This window comes from Nitratireductor aestuarii, assembly GCF_014641695.1.
In the GTDB taxonomy this organism is placed as follows: domain Bacteria; phylum Pseudomonadota; class Alphaproteobacteria; order Rhizobiales; family Rhizobiaceae; genus Chelativorans; species Chelativorans aestuarii.
The window spans coordinates 12,852-29,729 of record NZ_BMIF01000019.1 but is presented as its reverse complement, the minus strand read 5'-3'; the positions used below and the strand labels follow the sequence as shown (position 1 = coordinate 29,729).

The following is a 16,878-nucleotide window of genomic DNA, read 5'->3' as shown; positions in this document are numbered from 1 at the left end:
CCAAACTCAAGGACTGGCGGCGCATCGCGACGCGCTACGACCGATGTGCGCATACTTTCTTCTCAGCAATATGCATCGCCGCTGCCGTTATCTTCTGGCTTTGATTTAACGAGTCCTGAGCCTAGAGTTCCATACCAATGGCCCGACGGATCGCTATCTGCACCGGAGACGGTGGTAGAGCCGGATCAAACTCACCTTTCGGCAGGAGTGCGGGTTGGGCCATGAAACGAGGCCTGGTGCCGCGGTGCGGTTGTGCTGAGTGGACGAGGAAGGGGTGGCAGAGATAAACCGTCCCAGCCTCCCCAGTGGCCAGCACTTCTTCGCAACCCGCGGTCGAAGCGAAGCCATCAGCGGCCAGTTCGCCAAGCGTGAGGCCGTCCTCTCCGGCCGGGAGCAACTGCCTCGCAATTGCGCGGTGCGAACCTTTCCTGACTTTCGTCGGAGCATCCAGTTCCCCGACATCGGAGAAAAGGAACAGCATAAGCAGGGCGCGGCCCCTGCTCTTGACGTTGACCCGCCACTGCATGAAGTCGGGGTTATCGGTACCAAAGCTGGCATCAACGTGCCATCCCACATCCCCGGGCTCGTCAGGGGACGGGAAGCGCACCGGGAAGGTGCCCAAGCCGTTGGGCTTCAACCAGCGGCCCTTGCCGACCAGGGCATCGTAGGATGGCCTGACCCCATAGGGTGGTCCGGTTTCAATCTTAGTTCATGATCGGCCTTGGGGCTATTGCCTGGGCAGATGACGGTGCTGCTCCGCTTGCTGGCGCAGGCCAGATGATGGCCTCGGGTGCCGGTGGCTTGTATCCAAGCGACGAGTGTGGCCTCTCGGTGTTGTACAACACGACGACAGAACACCCACGGTACAGAGGTTCGCGAGCTTCTGTATCCGTGGCATCCCTGGTCCGGGCGGCTGGTTCACGTCCATGAGGTGCTGGTTAAAGGTGAGGCTGTTTTTCGGTGCAGCCTTTCTGGCGCTTTCTCTGATCGGCTTATTGAAGTCCCGGCTTGGATGTTCGACCGATCTTTAAGCGGATGCTGGCGCGTGATGCTGGTCCCGTATGTCGAACTCGCCAACCTGCATGCTTTGACCAAGTTGTTGGAAGACGCCAGCCCCTCATCACAAATTGCATCGACAGGCGCAGCATTGGTTTCTCACGAAGCGAGTCGGAGAGATATCCATGCCACGCCAGTTCATGACATATCAGTTCGATCTGTTCTCGAGCCTACACAAGGAGAAGATCGAGGCAACACCGCAATGGCGGGAGTTGCCGGACGAGACGCGCCAAGCACTTACGGCGCTCATCGTGCGCCTACTCATCGACCACGCAAGCGGTGCAAGCGCCTTCCGGCAGAAGGAGGCCAATCATGATGCATGAGAAGATCGCGCCGCACCATCTGGAGCGAAAGGCTATCCTCTATGTTCGGCAGTCTTCAGCTCACCAGGTTCTGCACAATCGCGAAAGCAGCGCCCTACAATACGCCATGCGGGATCGGCTGGCAGCACTTGGATGGTCACACATCGAGACGGTGGATGACGACCTTGGTCGTTCGGCGGCCGGCGGAGTGACCCGGGCCGGATTTGACCGGATGGTGGCGGAAGTCTGCCTTGGCAAGGTCGGCGCCGTGGCTGCACGCGAGGTGTCGCGCTTCGCCCGGAACAGCCGAGATTGGCAGAAGCTCATCGAGATGTGCCGTGTCGTTGATACCGTCCTGGTCGATCAGGAAGCAGTTTATGCACCCCGCCAAGGCAATGACCGCCTGCTTTTGGGTCTGAAGGGCAGCCTCAACGAGTATGAGCTTGATCTCTTGCGTCAACGTTCCCTTTCCGCCCGCTATGAGAAGGCTCGCCGCGGTGAGCTCGTCGTCACCGTTCCGGTTGGCTTCATAAAGGCCGGTGACAGCATCGAGAAGGATCCCGACCGGCGCATCCAGGAAGCTATTACGCTGGTCTTCACCAAGGTTGTCGAATTCGGCAGTGCACGGCAGGCCCTGCTATGGTTCCTTGAACAGGGCTTGGACCTGCCAGTCCGACGCGCCAATGGCGATGTCACCTGGCGCAGGCCCAACTATGCGACCATTCACCGGATGATTGCGAACCCGATCTACGGCGGCGCGTACGCTTATGGTAAAAGTTGCTCCGTACCGGGATATGATGGCCGATCTGGAATTCGTCGCAAGTCGCGTGATGAATGGCTGGCCCTGATCCCGGATGCACACGAAGGTTACGTCAGTTGGGAACGGTCGGAGGAGATCCGCAAGATGGTCAGCAACAATGTGCCGGCCAGCCGCCATCACGGAGCGCCGAAGCACGGCGACGCTTTGCTCGCCGGCCTTTTCCGTTGCAAGAGGTGCGGTCGGAAGCTGACAGTTCGGTACACGGGAAGCAATCATAACATTCCGCGCTATTCGTGCTGGCGTGGTCTGCTCGACAATGGTGAGCCACGCTGCATTGCATTCGGTGGGTTACGCGTCGATGACGCGATCGAAGAGGCACTGCTCGGTGTGGTCGAACCAGGCGCCATTGCTGCCGCCGTCGAGGCGGAACGTAATATGGCCAGTCAACGCGATCAGGTTCAGGATGCCCTTCAGCGCGACCTTGAGGCGGCGCGCTATGCCGCCGATCGGGCGTTCCGGCAATACGATGCAGCTGATCCAGAGAACAGGCTGGTGACGTCGGAGCTCGAAGTACGGTGGAACAAGGCGCTCGGGCGGGTTAGCGAGATCGAGGCCAGGATGGCCAAACACCAGACAACAACGCCAAGATCAATTCCACTGTCCGCCCATCAGATAGCCGCACTCGCAGGCAATCTTCGCGCCGTCTGGACAGCGCCATCGACCGACGCAAGACTGAAGAAGCGCATCGTTCGCACGCTCATCCATGAAGTGGTTGCCGATCTCGATGATGTGCTCTCTGAGATCGTCCTTGTCATCCATTGGGTTGGTGGGGTCCACACCAAGCTACGCTTGCCAAAACGGCGGCGTGGACAACGAAACGCGACACCTGACGACATTGTCGACGCTGTGCGGCAACTCGTCCTGATTGCCAATGACGACGTGATTGCTGGCGTTCTCAATCGCAATGGACTGACGACCGGCAACGGCAATCGCTGGACACGTGAGCGGGTCACCGCGCTGCGGTCATATCGCAAGATTCCAGTCTTCCGTCCTCAGATCGATGGGGTCGAACCCTGGCTTAATCTGGGAAGTGCGGCGAAGCTGCTCGGGGTCACACCAAAGACGCTGCGTCTCGCCGCCGAGGCTGGCGAGATAGAGGGCGCTCACCCGCTGCCCGATGGCCCATGGATCTTCAGCCGTTCAAAACTCGCGACCCCGGAAGCACAACAGATCTTCGCACGCGCCCGGCAAAGCCATCGACACCCCACAAGATCGCTGCCAGATCAGGAAAGCTTATTCCCTCCAATAACATAGAAAGATGGGTGTTATGAAACAGGATTGTACAACACCGCGCGACCGCATTCCTCGCTCGGATACCAAACCCCGGCAGCCTTTGCCGAAACTCTCACCGCAACCGGCTCCGACGCTTCGCTCGATAAGGGCTTCGCGTCTCCACCGGTTGCTCAACCCGCGCCCTACGGCGTAACAGAAACGGCCGAGGCTCTAATCGCCGCTGGATGACAGTTCAGTGGCAGGTCATCTCGACCGGAGGACCCCTACCTTGAACAAGGCTATGGACTTTGCGGTGGCGCGCGATCGTCGAGCGCCGATCGTCTGCTTTTCGCATCTACGGTGGGAGTTTGTCCTACAGCGTCCACAGCATTTGATGCGCCGCTTCGCAGCCGACAGGCTAGTTTTCTTCCTGGAGGAGCCTGTCACGAGCGAGCAAACGAGTGCATTCCTGGAAACCCGTACCTTTCAGGATACGACGGTCGTCGTGTGTCGCCCGCATATACCGAATGAATGGGTGGGCGCCCGCCGTGACCAGGCCATCAACGCTCTTATCCGCGACCTTGTGGCGAGGCACATTCCTGGGCAACGGCCAATCTTATGGTTCTACACGCCTATGATGCTCCACGCCGCGGACGGTATCGAAGCCGCGGCTGTTGTTTATGACTGCATGGATGAGCTAACCGCTTTTCGCTTCGCGCCAACGGAATTGAGCGCCAAGGAAGCGGAACTTCTGCGCCGTGCTGATCTCGTCTTTACGGGCGGTCATAGCCTGTTTCAGGCAAAGCGCGACAAACACCCCAACGTCCATCTTTTTCCCTCTAGCGTGGATGTGGCGCATTTCACCGGAGCGCGCGACGGGTTGGCTGCTCCTGCAGATCAAGCCGGCTTACGGCAGCCGCTCCTTGGCTATTTTGGCGTTATCGATGAGCGGCTTGATCTTGTCCTTTTGGAGGAAATCGCCGCGGCACAGCCAGGCTGGTCGTTCGTGATGGTGGGACCCGTGGTTAAGATCGACCCGGCCGACCTGCCGTTCGCGGAGAACATTCACTATCTCGGGCAGAAGGATTACCGCGAACTCCCGCAATACATTGCCGGTTGGGACGTGGCGCTGATGCCGTTCGCCATGAACGAAGCAACACGCTTCATAAGCCCGACTAAAACGCCGGAATATCTCGCCGCCGGCAAGCCGATCGTTTCGACTCCCATCACTGACGTGGTGAACTTCTACGGCAACTTGGACGGGGTCTTTATCGCTGGTGATGCGCATGCGTTCGTTGCGGCTTGCGAGGAAGCTCTTGAACTGGTCCGCCAGCCTGCGAGCTGGTTGCCGCAGGTGGACAGGGTTCTTTCGAGCATGTCGTGGGACCGGACTCAACAGGAAATGGCTCGACTGGTAGACGATGTGGTGACAGCGAGGCAATCGCTCGAGCTTGGCCTCCCGCTATCTGCTCCGCACGTCGCGCAACCCTCTCACTCCTACGACTATCTGATCGTGGGTGCGGGCTTTGCCGGTGCGGTGCTGGCGGAACGCCTGGCCACAATCGGCAAACGGGTCTTTCTCTGCGACCGGCGCCCCCATATTGGCGGCAATACATATGACTGTTTCAACGAGGCCGGCATTCTCGTTCATAAATATGGGCCTCACATCTTCCACACCAATAGTGAAGCGGTTTTCTCCTATCTTTCACGCTTCACCTCCTGGCGGCCCTATGAACATCGCGTGCTGGCGAAAGTCGGCGACATGCTTCTGCCGATCCCGATCAACCGCACTACGCTTAACGGTTTATATGGTCTTGAGCTTACCGATGAAGCGATGGCGGCGTCGTTCCTGGCCAGCAAGGCAGAACCGGTGGAGCATATCCGCTCGTCACGCGACGTCGTGGTTTCGCAGGTGGGTGAACATCTCTACCGCACGTTCTTCGAGGGGTATACGCGCAAGCAGTGGGGGCTTGACCCCTCCGAGCTTGACAAATCGGTGACTGCCCGAGTTCCAACGCGGACCTCGACCGATGACCGCTATTTCCTCGATATCTACCAGGCCATGCCGGCAGATGGGTTCACCCGCTTGTTCGAGAACATGCTTGATCACCCTAATATCCGGATCGAAACCAGCCTAGACTATCGCGAATTGCTCAAGGAGCGTATCGCACCACGCACGATATTCAGCGGGCCTATCGACCACTTCTTTGAGCATCGGTTTGGCCCACTTCCCTATCGCAGCTTGGAGTTCCGCCATGAAACACTTGACACGGAGGTCTTCCAGCCGGCAGCCGTCGTCAACTATCCCTCGCCAGATGTGCCTTTCACACGGATTACCGAATACAAGTACCTGACGGGTCAGGTGCACCCACGCACCAGCATCTCGTACGAATATGCGAAGGCGGACGGCGATCCCTATTATCCGATCCCCCGGCCTGAGAACCAGGCCCTGTACAAAAAATATGAGGCGCTCGCGCGCCAACGCGCGGACGTTATCTTCGTCGGGCGCCTCGGAACGTACGAATATTACAATATGGACCAGGTGGTCGGGCAAGCGCTGTCAACCTTCCGAAAGCTGAATAATTCCGCGGCAAATGAAAAGGCTGCGGTGCCGGATTCGTCCTGACATTGCCATGACTGGGCCGTTGCGCATCCTGTTCGTGTTCGCCCGGTTGCAAGCTGGCGATGACGAACGTGATGCGGTGATGCTCGCTAATTGGCTTGATCCGGTCTGCTACCGGATCGACGCTGTCGTCTGCTTTGAGCAACCCGGAATGCAGATCCAGGTCGAACGTCTGGAAGCTGCCGGAATCGATGTTGATACAGTGCCATATCGCCTGTCGTTTGAAGAGACGGTAGACCATCTCGCGCAAAGACTGGCGCTTTATGATGTCGTGATTTCATGCCAGAACGTCGCTGACATCTATCCCGCTCTCGAACGATTGCATTGGCGTCCGGCCCTTATCGAGCGGGGTCACTCTGCTGATCACGCTTTTGCCGGCCCGAAGCATTTCACATCGCCCTACGCAGCGGCGGATCTGGCCCACGCGCAATGCGGCGGCAATGGTGCTGCGGGATCGCCCGGAGCATGCCGTGCTCATGCCGTCCTCCGGCACGATTGATGCACTCCTCCTGGCAGATCGGTGGCGCCAGCTGTTTGGTGCCGTAGTGGCGGAGCGAAAGCCAGCGCCACGTCCGTCATTATTCCAGAGCTATGTCCAGGGCGGATTTGAGTGCTCCACGCACAGGCGCAAGGATGGCACCCGCCTCGATCTCATCACCGCGACCGGACACGATACGAATACAGTGGAGGACTATGCACAGCTTGCGGGCTTCGGGATCACCACGGTTCGCGATGGCCTCCGCTGGCACCTGATAGAACAGGAGCCGGGGCAGTTTGACTGGTCAAGCTTCACCCCGATGCTGGAAGCTGCTGTTCAAAGCCGAACGGAAGTCATCTGGGACCTTATGCATTACGGCTGGCCAGACGACATCGATATCTGGCAGCCGGATTTTGTGGCCAGGCTCTCGCGTTTCGCGACCGCCGCCGCCGAGCTCGTGAAGCGCCATGCCGGACCGGGTGCGTTCTATTGCCCAATCAATGAAATCTCGTTTCTCGCGTGGGCAGCTGGTGATGTGGCACATTTTTACCCGTTTGCTCAGGGTAGAGGTTTTGAGCTGAAGGTTCAGCTTGCACGCGCGAGCATAGAGGCCATGCGTGCCATCCGCGCCGTAGATGAAACTGTGCGCTTTGTTCAATGTGAGCCGCTGGTCCATGTGGTTGCCAATGGGTCCAGCGAGCGGGCAGAGGCACAAAAGGTTCGCGCTTTTCAGTTTCAGTCTTGGGATCTTATCTCAGGCAGCTCATGGCCGCAGCTGGGTGGTTCTCCCGATCTTCTCGATATCATCGGCGTCAATTATTACAGCCATAATCAATGGGCTTTGGGTGGCCGTACAATTGATGCGATGCACCGCGATTATCTCCCGCTGCGCCATCTACTTGCGGAGGTCTACGCCCGCTATGGCCGACCAATCCTGTTGAGCGAAACAGGTGCTGAGGGGCAGAAGCGGGCGCACTGGTATGCCGCCGTGGCACAAGAAGTGCGCGCAGCGCGGGGTGCAGGCGTTCCGGTTGAAGGCATCTGCCTCTATCCGATCATTGATCACAATGATTGGGATGACGATCAGGTGCGACAGAGCGGGCTGCTCGGCAATGTCGCGATCGATGGTCGCCGCAAGATCCACCAACCGTTGGCTTCTGAGGCAGCGGAGGTAAATGCAATTGGCTGAGGTTAGTGGCCAAGCTTGTGATGAGACATCCGCAACTGCCGCTATCCGCTGAGCGAGACGCTGAGCCGCTGCCAATCAGGCAGTACCATCTCATGCCGTTTGGCTGTACTTCAACACTTTCCAGGGATGCAACGGCTGCTTGCCGCCAAGGATCACGCTTCAGGATCTATTCGCTTGCGCCTGACCCTTTCGGCCACCATCCGAGCAAGCTGGTCGACGCGACGCTGGCGGACAGAAGATGTAAAGGGGCGGTCGCGCCAAGGAGTCGTTGCGCGGATCGCCAGATAGTCCTCAAACATCGGGTGGCGGCAATTCTCAGATGTTGGCTTGTCGGGAATGAAATGCAGGATGTGACCGGCCTCGCAGACATCCCGCGGCAACGGTTCGGTCGAAAAGAGGTTCCACTTGGCGTGGAGCGGCTTGATCTTGCCGTCGAGTACGATGTTGAGTGCATCCTGGTCCGGCCAGTAATCGTTGCGCGCCTGTGCTGTACGGATGCATTGATGACCGATACCATGCTCCCGCCAAGTCTGGAGGTCGAACATCAGCACACCGGAGTTGAAGTACGGAGCGTCTTCCGTGCGGCCGAGCCTTGCATTCGCCATCGCGTGGACTTGCGGCTTGCCACCATCAATCACGGCACCGGCAAGGTTGCCTTCCAGCGGGGTCTGCAGCAGCTCCCGGATCGGACGGTGTATGAGGATATCACTGTCCAGATAGAGCATGCGTCCATCGCCGGCAATCAGGTCGGCCAAAAGAAGCCTGATGTAGATCGCCGCATTGTAGAAGCTGACGGGCAGGTGGCCTATGCTTTCACGCATTGCCGCAAGATCGATAAACTGGAAATGAAGGTCGTTCGCGCATGCGCGCAGGTCTTCGACTGTCTCGACACTAAGGCCGTCGCCAATGAGATAGACGGGTATGTCCCGAACATCACCGTTCAGCGCCAGCGAGCGCAGCATCACGCCAGCCATTTCTGCGTAAGGCTCATCCACGGCGCAGGCGATCATCATCCGGTCAACCATGGCTTGCCGCTTTTCCGCGATGCGATACGCCGATAAGCCTGAATGGAATTGCCCCGTAACGCGCTATCTCGCTCGGGTCAGGCGCTCCGCGAAGTAGCCGCGACGGTCGCGCACTCAGGATCAGCCTCTCCCCTTCTTCGAGTGGAGGTATCTCCACCACGAACGAGAGCGTTCGACGGCCTGCATAACGGAGCAATTTACGGTGGCGCAATACAGCCAGGTGACGCTTCGAGGTCGCAAGTTCCCAATCGATCCGTCGTCGCACGGGAGGCAGATCAACGTCTATCGAAATGTCGGCCTGCCCACCTCCATTCGCTCCCTCGCCACTCACGTGGGCGACCAGTCGAGCAGTGGAGACAAGGCTCGATCGCGAAGGCGAAACGCGGGCCCGGCAGACCGGCTCCCGTTGTTTTTGCACCACCCGCTTGCCCATCCAAAGACGCAACTGCTTCACCAGACCGCGCATCGTGGCACTCAGCGGGTCGAGATCCAACTTAGGCTTGCATTCCATCAACGAAAGGCGGTGCACGTAGCCTGACCTATCCGCTGCTTCCAGCAGGTCAGCCAGAAATGTTTTTGGCACGGGCGTGCCAATTTCCTGAGACAGATAGGTCAGTGCAGATGCAGCCGGCACCAGCACGCGGCGTGCCTCCAGCGTCTCCAGAAGGTCAGACCAGACGACACCCCCTGTTCGAATGCAACTGTCGATGTCGCAAAGCCAGTCGCTATGGGTATGCGCGTCCAAAGCGCCGTGCGCGATTGCCAGCGCAATCCTGTCTGAAGCCGCCGGTACGCGGGCCGGAACACCGGCGAGACTGGTTTCGATGGATCGAGCCCAGAGCCTTTGATCATCATCCACACTGGTTTGCGTAGGGTGGTAGGCCAGGCGATGGACGTCGATGTCACCGAACTCGCCCTTGACGAAATTCACCGCGCGCCATGTGTCGGCAAGATCGATGAGACGTTGGGCACCAGCTCCATTCGTTGCCTCCCACCCGGCATCGAGCAATAGGGAAAAGGCCGGGCGCATGTGCGACTGCTGAACCAGGATGTCGATATCGTGGGACACACGTCCGCGCTGGGCGCCAGGTTCGAGCGCGACGCGGCTTGCGCCCTTCAGAAGCATGAACGGGATTTTGGCCGTATGGAGCATCTCCAGGGCTTCCGCCGTGTCTCTCAGCGCAAGGCGGGACCGGCTCCAAAGCATGCGCTGCAGCCCAATCAACCGGGGATGCGCCGGGCTGGATGAAAGTTTCTTGCCAAAGCGCTCTGAGAGGGCGGACAACAGGCGCTGCTCTCGAAAAGCAGCATCATCGATATTGTGTGTGGCGAGCCATGAAAGGCCAAAACTAAGAGCCTTTTCTTCGTCATCAACCAACACCGCCTTCAGCAGCACATCGTGATCGCCGCTTGGCCACGCCCAGCCATAATCGGGAAATCGGCGGCTAACCTGACGCGGCGCCATCATTTCGCCTGCGCCTTTCGCCGTTGCATGGCCAGCCATGCAACGCGGGCGTAACCCTTGTCCCGTTCCGCTGATCGGCCATAGGACAGGCTGTCTGGCCGTATCCGGCGCAAAGCATAGACGGTGTCGAGCATATCCATCCGGATGCCGAGGTGGCGTGCCCGCGCCAGCCAGTCGATCATCTCGCCACGACCGCCAGGCGGGTCAACGATGTCGCCAACCTGGCGGGCCAGATCAGTCCGCCCGCTCATCGTTATACGCGACCAGCCAGGGCTGATAACGCCGGCCCCTTCCTGCCCGCCATCGTCGCGAAAAGTCCGCATATGGCTGAAGACGAATCCGCAATCGGGATTGGCTACCAGATGGGCAAGCTGCGCTGACATTTTCTCCGGCAACCAGACGTCATCTGAGTCAAGAGAGGCGAAGATGGGAAAGGAGACATGTGCAATTCCCCTTGTCATCGCGGCTCCCGGTCCGAGATTGTCTTGCCGCACAACCGTGACCCCGGGATCGCGAGCCAGAGCAATATCTCCCGTGTCATCGCTGGAGCCGTCGTCCACCACGATGATCTCTCGGGCAGGCACGTTCTGCCTGAGAATGGAATCGATTGCTTCGCCGATCGTTCGAGCAGCATTGAATGCGGGAATGACGACTGAATAGTCCATCGTACTATCGCAGCAATTCATTCTGCGCCTCGAAGAGGTTGTTTATGTCGAAGAATTTTGGGATCTCCCGACGCGTTCCGTCTTCGCGCCGACGACGCGCGGAAAGGATGAGTGACCTCATGAAGAACTTGCGGGACTCCTCCCGGTCCTTGGTCATGTTGCCATCGTGACGGCGATAGTAGATCGAAACATCATCAAGCAGGCGGTATTTGAGCGGAAGTTCGAAGAAGCGCAGCAGATAGTCGAAGTCCTCGGATTGCCTCAGATCCTCGTTGAAGCGGCCGACACGCTCCACGGCAGCGCGCCGGAAAATTGCGGTGGTCAATCCGATCCCTCGCAACGTGCAGGTCGCAGCACCAGCCGGAGGCGCAAAGGAGGATGCATCGATATCCAGCGTGAGCGTCATCTGACCATAGGTCATTGCCAGCTCAGCATCAGCGCGAAACAGGGGGAGCTCCCGTCTGAATCGTCCCGCCGTGCAGCAATCGTCCGAGTCGAGGAAAGAGACGAGTTCAGCACTATCGTGGATATTGTCGAGCCCGGTATTCCTTGCCTTCGCAACGCCGGATCTCTGCTGCCGGACAAGCCGCACAGCAGGATCTTCTGCGGCAAGGCGGGCAACGATATCCGCCGTCGAATCTGTCGATCCGTCGTCCACGACAATGATGTCCAGATCGGCATCGCTCCGCTGGGCGAGCAGCGAGCGTATCGCGGTTTCAATATATGCCGCGCGATTATAGGCCGGCATGATGACGCTGATCTTCATGCCGCGCCTGCCTGGATGAATTCGCCAAGCCTGCCAGCAACTTCAGCCGGGTCGGGACCAAGCGTAACGCGGAAGCAGGGTAGCCTTCGCGTAATTTCACCAAAGAAGCGGAAGCCGCTCTCGCGCTCGCCGGGCATCTGGTAGATCGAGGATGCAGCCAGTGCAATCATAGCCTCCGCCCTTCCCACTGGCGTAATTTCGGTGCGCCCTGATCCGCCGATGTGCGGCAGCAACAGGGCACCAATGGAAAGACGCGATGGCACAGGATCCGTCGAAACGTCTCTTATCGTAAACTGGTGCTTGCCCTGCCAGTTGAGCGGCAGGTCATTGCCCAGGCGCTCATTCAGCCTGAGACGCTCAAATCCCGCTGGATCCTGCTTGAGGGTAGCAAAAAGTGGATACGCAGAAACGTTGCTGCCCGCTTCAAGCAGGACATAATCATCGCCGACACTTTGCAGCCCATGAAGAAGGCCGGCAATGACTGTTCCGGATTTTCCGCTGCCACCTGCTCCGGCAAGGATGATCCCTTTCCCGCCAATCCCGAGCGTTCCACAATGGGTAAGTCGCCGACCCGTCTGGGCATAGTGCCAGTGCAGGAAAGGACGAAGCGGCGCGCCGGTTTCCCAGGGCGGATAGTGGCCAACGTCACGCATAAGCTGCACGGCAGTTGCGGTAGTGCGGTCGTATAGATGCCAGTGGTCAAGATCGCTGAAATAGGATGCATCGAGGCCCGCTTCCCGCAACACATCTGCAATACGTTGCGGATGACAGGGCTTGCTCACATCCCAGGACAGCGGTGAGGACACACCCTCTATGCCAGGATGGACAATGAAGGCCTGCATTCGTGAAGGTGCAGGGTCAGGAGACGGGGCCTGTACAAAGTTACGACCAATCGCTTCAGTTATGGCGGGATCAAAGGAAAGCGTGTCAACCGCCAGTCCCGGCAGCGAAACTGGATTGCGTACGCCGGTAGAGCAGCGGACATCACGTGCCTCGCTGATGACGCGCCGGACGTAGTCTACCACCGTATCGATTGACACGGCCTCAACTCGCTCACGCAGCACAGGCTCCATGGGCGTCAGGCTTTGTTGACTACCGGCCACCCGGCCTGCTCATCGACATCGTGGATCGGATCAGCAAGGAAAAGATCCGCCAGATCATCGAAGACCGTGACCTCGGGCTTCTCCCTGGCTTGCGCAAGCTTCTCGACCGTGGCGGCGGGAGCGAGGGTATTCGCAGGTTCGGCAACGGCAACAAGCAGCTTGTATTCGACCAGCTTCTCTACAAAACCTTCAATGTCATCAGTGGTGTACGGGGCACCGTCGTGGAGAAGTGCTTCTGGCGCAACCCCTTCCACCAGACCTTCCCACAGGGCACAGCCGGAATCGGTGAAACTGAAATAGCGACCGCTATCGAGGTCGAGGACGACGATGTCGCCATCGAAGGCCTCTGACACTACCCCGCGCCCGGCGACGGCATATCGTGAGGTCAGCATTTCTTGGTTCCCCCCGTTGCACATGTTTACTGTAAAGGTTGCCTCATAAGAGATATGAATAACTCGTGCAACAGTCACTGTGGGGTCTCGTACGAGGCGAACCCAGCGCTGGGCGGAACGTGCGCCTTTCTGTGCTGCTTCTGCATTGCCCCAGCAAGCACCGGAATGCCCTAGATCATGCCGAGAGCCTCTCTGAGCCAGGTCCAGATATATCGCGCATGGCTCTGGTCGACGTGCACGCGCAGGCGGTCGCCGTGGAAATAGACAATGCCGCGCACGCCTGCGAATTCTACCATTGCACTGCGGCCGCTTCCCGTCAGCTCAAGCGACGTCGCACGCTGGATGATGGCATCCGCGAGCGCAGGATCGGCATCGATGATCGACATGCCGCCGTGAACAGGCGTGACGGCATATCCGGCCTCGTCATAGCCTGAGCGCTCAAACACTTCAGACTTTGCGACGATGAGCATCCGGTCGCGCGCAAGGCGCACCGAATAGGTGTCCGCGTCCGTGCGCGCCAGTGCTCCCAGACCTTCGGCATCGACGCCAGCATGGGCGGCGGCCTTCGCCAGGTTGCCACTGACGAGGTATTGAAAAGGCGTGTCGGAAACTGGGCGAATGACACCCTTCCCCGTATCGAGCTGCGCAGGAACCGCATCATCGAGATCCTGCCAGATGGTGGCGATATCAGCCATTGAGGCGGTCTCCTTCCGGATCGAAGACGCAAGGCGCGCAGATGCGTGCTCTGCGCCGTGCGCCGAGATGTTGCACTTCGATGATGTCGCCGATCCGCGAATACCCGCGTTCGATCAGCGCGAGAGCAATCGGCTTATTCAGGGTCGGGCTATGGTAGCTCGAGGTGATGTAACCGAGGCTGCGCAGACGCCCCTCTGTCATTTCGATCCCGTGCGCTCCGGGCGCAAACGGACCGCCGTCGTCCATCACCTCAAGTCCGATGAAGTTGGGACGGTCGGGACGCGTCGCCTCGGCGGTCAAGAGCGAACGGTTGCCGCTGAACTCGACCCGCTTCGATTTGAGAGGGCCGTTCATGCCAAGGTCCATCGGCAGCGTCGTTCCGTCGGTGTCCTTTCCGATGACGATATAGCCCTTTTCGGCACGAAGGATCAGCAGCGCTTCCATGCCAATTGGCGCAATACCGAATGGCTTGCCGCTTTCGCTGAGAAGCTGCCATAACCGCTCCGCCTGATCGGCTCGCACCGACACCTCGTAGGATCGGTCGCCGGTGAAGCTCACGCGGGTCACGCGGACGGCGAGATCACCGAGCGAGACCTCGCTCGTCGTCATATGGGCCAGCGTCGCATCATCGATGACGAGGCCAGCCGCCTCCAGCACCGCCTTCGACTTCGGGCCGCTCAGCGTCACGGTCGCGTAGGCGGTTGTGGCGTTGTGGATGAAGACCTTGTCGGTGGAGAAGCGGTCCTGACGCCAGGATTCCAGCATCGTGTGAACGCCGGCAACGTGGCTTGACGAGCACGAGACGATGAAGCGGTTCTCATCAACACGGATGACCACGCCATCATCATAGACAAGGCCGCTTTCCGACAAGATCAGACCGTAACGGCATCGACCTGGTTTCAGCGAGGACATGCTGTTGTAGAAGACGAAGTCGAGAAGTTCGGCGGCCTGCGGCCCCACGACCTCGATCTTGCCCAGTGGAGAACCGTCGAAGATGGCGACACTCTCGCGCGCGGCCAGCGCCTCACGCTGCGCCGCCTCTTCCATTGGCCCTTCGCCATAGTGGGAAGGCCTGATCCAGCCGCCATACTCCATCAGCCGCGCACCCATGGCGCGATGCACCTCTTCAAGCGCAAGGCGGCGCGGCGGGTTGAGCATTGTCTCCTGGCGGGCGCCACTCAGCGAGGTGAACGGTACCGGCGTGAAGGGCGGACGATATGTCGTCGTACCGACTTCCGGAATTGACCGATCCGTCAGGCTCGCCATGAGAGCGATACCGGCGAGGTTCGACGTCTTGCCCTGGTCTGTCGCCATTCCAAGCGTCGTGTAGCGTTTCAGGTGTTCGACGGAAACGAAGTTCTCGCGAGCCGCGAGCTCGATGTCCTTGGCCGTGACGTCGTTCTGGAGGTCGATCCACACCCGGCCGGACTGGCCCGCCTTTGGCCATGCAGGAGAGATGTCGAAAGCGGGCAACGACAGGGCGCTAGCAGGCGTGTTGCCCGCATCTATTTCGCATTGTGACAGCGCAAGGCGGACGCTGTCCACAACCAAGGCGATGTCGAAACAGGCTGCCGCGGCACCTGCAACGGAAATCCCGGGAACAGGCGCTCCGGCAACGAAGGTCTGCAACGTCTCATCCCACGTCAGCTTGCCCTTTGCCTGGCAATAAAGGTGCAACGTGGGCGTGAACCCGCCGGAAACCAGCACTGCGTCGCAGGTGATTGTCGAGCCGTCGCTGAGGGTCACGCTCTCGACGTGCTTGGCGCCATTGACGGTGGCGATCTCGCTGCCGTTACGGCTATCGACAAGAGTGACGGAAATGCCAAGGGCGGAAAGTTCGTCAGCGGTCGCCTTGCCGACGCTATTGTTCGTCGCAACAACAACCTTCCGGCCCGGCGCAACCCCATAGCGCTTGAGATAGGCCAGACCAGCCTCGGCCAGCATTACCCCCGGTCTGTCATTGTTCGCGAACGGCAGCGAACGCTCGATCGCGCCCGTCGCGAGGATTACCTTGCCCGGCCGCACGCGCCACAGCCGGTCACGGCCGTTGACGGCATCGAGCTGGCTGAGTGCCACCAGCCCGTGATCATAGATGCCGAAGGCAGTGGTTCGTGTAAGAACTGATGCGCCCAAGGCGTGTAGCCGCGCCACTGTCTCGTCTGCCCAGCTGCGGCCATCCATCCCGTCAATGCTGCACGAGCGGTGTAAAAGGCTGCCCCCAACGGCAAATCCGTCGTCGCAGAGGATAACCTTGCAACCAGTCTCGGCTGCACGAAGGGCTGCGAGGAGCCCCGCAGGGCCTGCGCCGACAACCAGCACGTCGCAGCCCACGTTGACCTGGTCGGCTGCAGGAACGGCCGCACCTTCCGGTACGATCGTACCAAGTCCAGCCATCTTGCGGATGCTCGGCTCGAACAGGCTCCAGGTGGGGAACATGAACGTCTTGTAGTAGAAGGCTGCCGGGATGAACCGCGCGAAACGGTCAATGAAGGCGTTACGATCCGAGACAGCCGTAGGAGCAGCGTTGACGCTGCACACGATCATACCATTGCGCGCCAGAACCGTCGTCGCACGCGCATTGGTCAGGCTAACCGGACCCGAAACGTCGACAATCGCGTTCGGCTCCTCGACGCCTGCGCCCCAAACACCGCGCGGGCGATGATACTTGAAGCTGCGCGCAACAATCGAAACACCGCTGGCAAGCAACGCCGACGCGATTGTGTCACCCTCCACGGCCTCGACGGTCTTGCCGTCGAACGTGAAGCGAATTGTCTTGCTGCGGTCAACCAGACCGCCGGTTGCCACTCGGTACGCGGTCATGACTGCGCCTCGCTGGAAAGTGCGTATGAGCCGGTTACTTCGTGGGTGACGGTGTGACGGTCCATGCGGAAGATCTCGTGGCACGCCATGTGCATCCAGAGCTCGCTCGCAGCGCCCTTCGGGTTGTTCTGGTTGTGCAGGTAGTCGGACCACATCTCTGCTGAAACCTTGGCCATGCCATCGGGCCGCGGCTTTGGAAAGTCTCCGACAAAGTGGAATTCTGTTTCGCTGCGTGGCCCGCAGAAGGGACAGGTGAAGATTTGCAT

General features: G+C 59.5%; 14 protein-coding genes and 4 pseudogenes. 7 read left to right on the top strand and 11 right to left on the bottom strand.

All coding sequences use genetic code 11. The features are described 5' to 3' along the window. A pseudogene (locus tag IEX27_RS19765) lies at positions 1-104 on the top strand (IS5/IS1182 family transposase); the annotation flags it as partial. Positions 105-121: 17 nt separating this feature from the next. Here IEX27_RS19765 and IEX27_RS19760 read toward each other — a convergent pair. Together IEX27_RS19760 and IEX27_RS19755 are read right to left on the bottom strand one after the other, a co-directional pair. Further along, positions 122-670: pseudogene (locus IEX27_RS19760) on the bottom strand (phytanoyl-CoA dioxygenase family protein); the annotation flags it as partial. A 34-nt stretch (positions 671-704) separates the two neighbouring features. Further along, positions 705-839 (bottom strand): annotated as a pseudogene (locus IEX27_RS19755) (IS3 family transposase); the annotation flags it as partial. Positions 840-1,181: 342 nt separating this feature from the next. On the opposite strand from IEX27_RS19755, the gene IEX27_RS19750 reads away from it, so the two are divergent. The 6 genes and pseudogenes from IEX27_RS19750 (at position 1,182) to IEX27_RS19730 (ending at position 7,680) form a co-directional block, all read left to right on the top strand. Beyond that, positions 1,182-1,379: a hypothetical protein gene (locus IEX27_RS19750; RefSeq protein WP_188722823.1), complete on the top strand. Its 198-nt coding sequence runs from the start codon at positions 1,182-1,184 to the stop codon at positions 1,377-1,379. Next, positions 1,369-3,432 (top strand): recombinase family protein, encoded by a 2,064-nt coding sequence (locus IEX27_RS19745; RefSeq protein WP_188722822.1) that lies wholly within the window; start codon positions 1,369-1,371, stop codon positions 3,430-3,432. Before IEX27_RS19750 ends, IEX27_RS19745 begins: the two co-directional genes overlap by 11 nt. Before the next feature lie 27 nt (positions 3,433-3,459). Continuing rightward, a pseudogene (locus IEX27_RS21450) lies at positions 3,460-3,639 on the top strand (IS3 family transposase); the annotation flags it as partial. Between the two features lie 145 nt (positions 3,640-3,784). Continuing rightward, positions 3,785-6,016 carry a UDP-galactopyranose mutase gene (glf, locus tag IEX27_RS19740; RefSeq protein WP_188722825.1) on the top strand — a complete coding sequence of 744 codons (2,232 nt, stop codon included), beginning with the start codon at positions 3,785-3,787 and terminating at the stop codon, positions 6,014-6,016. Positions 6,017-6,023: 7 nt separating this feature from the next. After that, a complete protein-coding gene (locus tag IEX27_RS19735) occupies positions 6,024-6,512 on the top strand; it encodes a hypothetical protein (protein WP_188722821.1) in 489 nt (162 codons plus the stop codon). Next, positions 6,484-7,680 carry a beta-glucosidase gene (locus tag IEX27_RS19730; RefSeq protein WP_188722820.1) on the top strand — a complete coding sequence of 399 codons (1,197 nt, stop codon included), beginning with the start codon at positions 6,484-6,486 and terminating at the stop codon, positions 7,678-7,680. Before IEX27_RS19735 ends, IEX27_RS19730 begins: the two co-directional genes overlap by 29 nt. 152 nt (positions 7,681-7,832) lie before the next feature. On the opposite strand, the gene IEX27_RS19725 is transcribed toward IEX27_RS19730, so the two are convergent. From IEX27_RS19725 to IEX27_RS19685, 9 genes are all read right to left on the bottom strand, one after another. Then, positions 7,833-8,705 (bottom strand): glycosyltransferase family 8 protein, encoded by an 873-nt coding sequence (locus tag IEX27_RS19725; RefSeq protein WP_188722819.1) that lies wholly within the window; start codon positions 8,703-8,705, stop codon positions 7,833-7,835. After that, the gene (locus IEX27_RS19720) at positions 8,698-10,170 is read right to left on the bottom strand and encodes a nucleotidyltransferase family protein (protein WP_188722818.1); all 1,473 of its coding nucleotides are present in this window, start codon (positions 10,168-10,170) and stop codon (positions 8,698-8,700) included. Before IEX27_RS19720 ends, IEX27_RS19725 begins: the two co-directional genes overlap by 8 nt. Continuing rightward, positions 10,170-10,835: a glycosyltransferase family 2 protein gene (locus IEX27_RS19715; protein ID WP_188722817.1), complete on the bottom strand. Its 666-nt coding sequence runs from the start codon at positions 10,833-10,835 to the stop codon at positions 10,170-10,172. The genes IEX27_RS19720 and IEX27_RS19715 overlap by 1 nt, the downstream gene beginning before the upstream one ends. A gap of 4 nt (positions 10,836-10,839) precedes the next feature. Next, positions 10,840-11,601, bottom strand: coding sequence for a glycosyltransferase family 2 protein (locus tag IEX27_RS19710; RefSeq protein WP_188722816.1), 762 nt, complete (start codon positions 11,599-11,601; stop codon positions 10,840-10,842). After that, positions 11,598-12,704, bottom strand: a complete 1,107-nt coding sequence (locus tag IEX27_RS19705) for a serine kinase (RefSeq protein ID WP_244630465.1) — start codon at positions 12,702-12,704, stop codon at positions 11,598-11,600. Before IEX27_RS19705 ends, IEX27_RS19710 begins: the two co-directional genes overlap by 4 nt. Beyond that, complete coding sequence (locus IEX27_RS19700; protein WP_188722815.1) at positions 12,680-13,096, bottom strand: PqqD family protein; 417 nt, start codon at positions 13,094-13,096, stop codon at positions 12,680-12,682. Before IEX27_RS19700 ends, IEX27_RS19705 begins: the two co-directional genes overlap by 25 nt. A gap of 170 nt (positions 13,097-13,266) precedes the next feature. Then, positions 13,267-13,791 carry a hypothetical protein gene (locus tag IEX27_RS19695; protein WP_188722814.1) on the bottom strand — a complete coding sequence of 175 codons (525 nt, stop codon included), beginning with the start codon at positions 13,789-13,791 and terminating at the stop codon, positions 13,267-13,269. Beyond that, positions 13,784-16,612, bottom strand: coding sequence for a 2Fe-2S iron-sulfur cluster-binding protein (locus IEX27_RS19690; protein ID WP_188722813.1), 2,829 nt, complete (start codon positions 16,610-16,612; stop codon positions 13,784-13,786). The genes IEX27_RS19695 and IEX27_RS19690 overlap by 8 nt, the downstream gene beginning before the upstream one ends. Further along, positions 16,609-16,878, bottom strand: a complete 270-nt coding sequence (locus tag IEX27_RS19685) for a sarcosine oxidase subunit delta (RefSeq protein WP_188722812.1) — start codon at positions 16,876-16,878, stop codon at positions 16,609-16,611. The genes IEX27_RS19690 and IEX27_RS19685 overlap by 4 nt, the downstream gene beginning before the upstream one ends.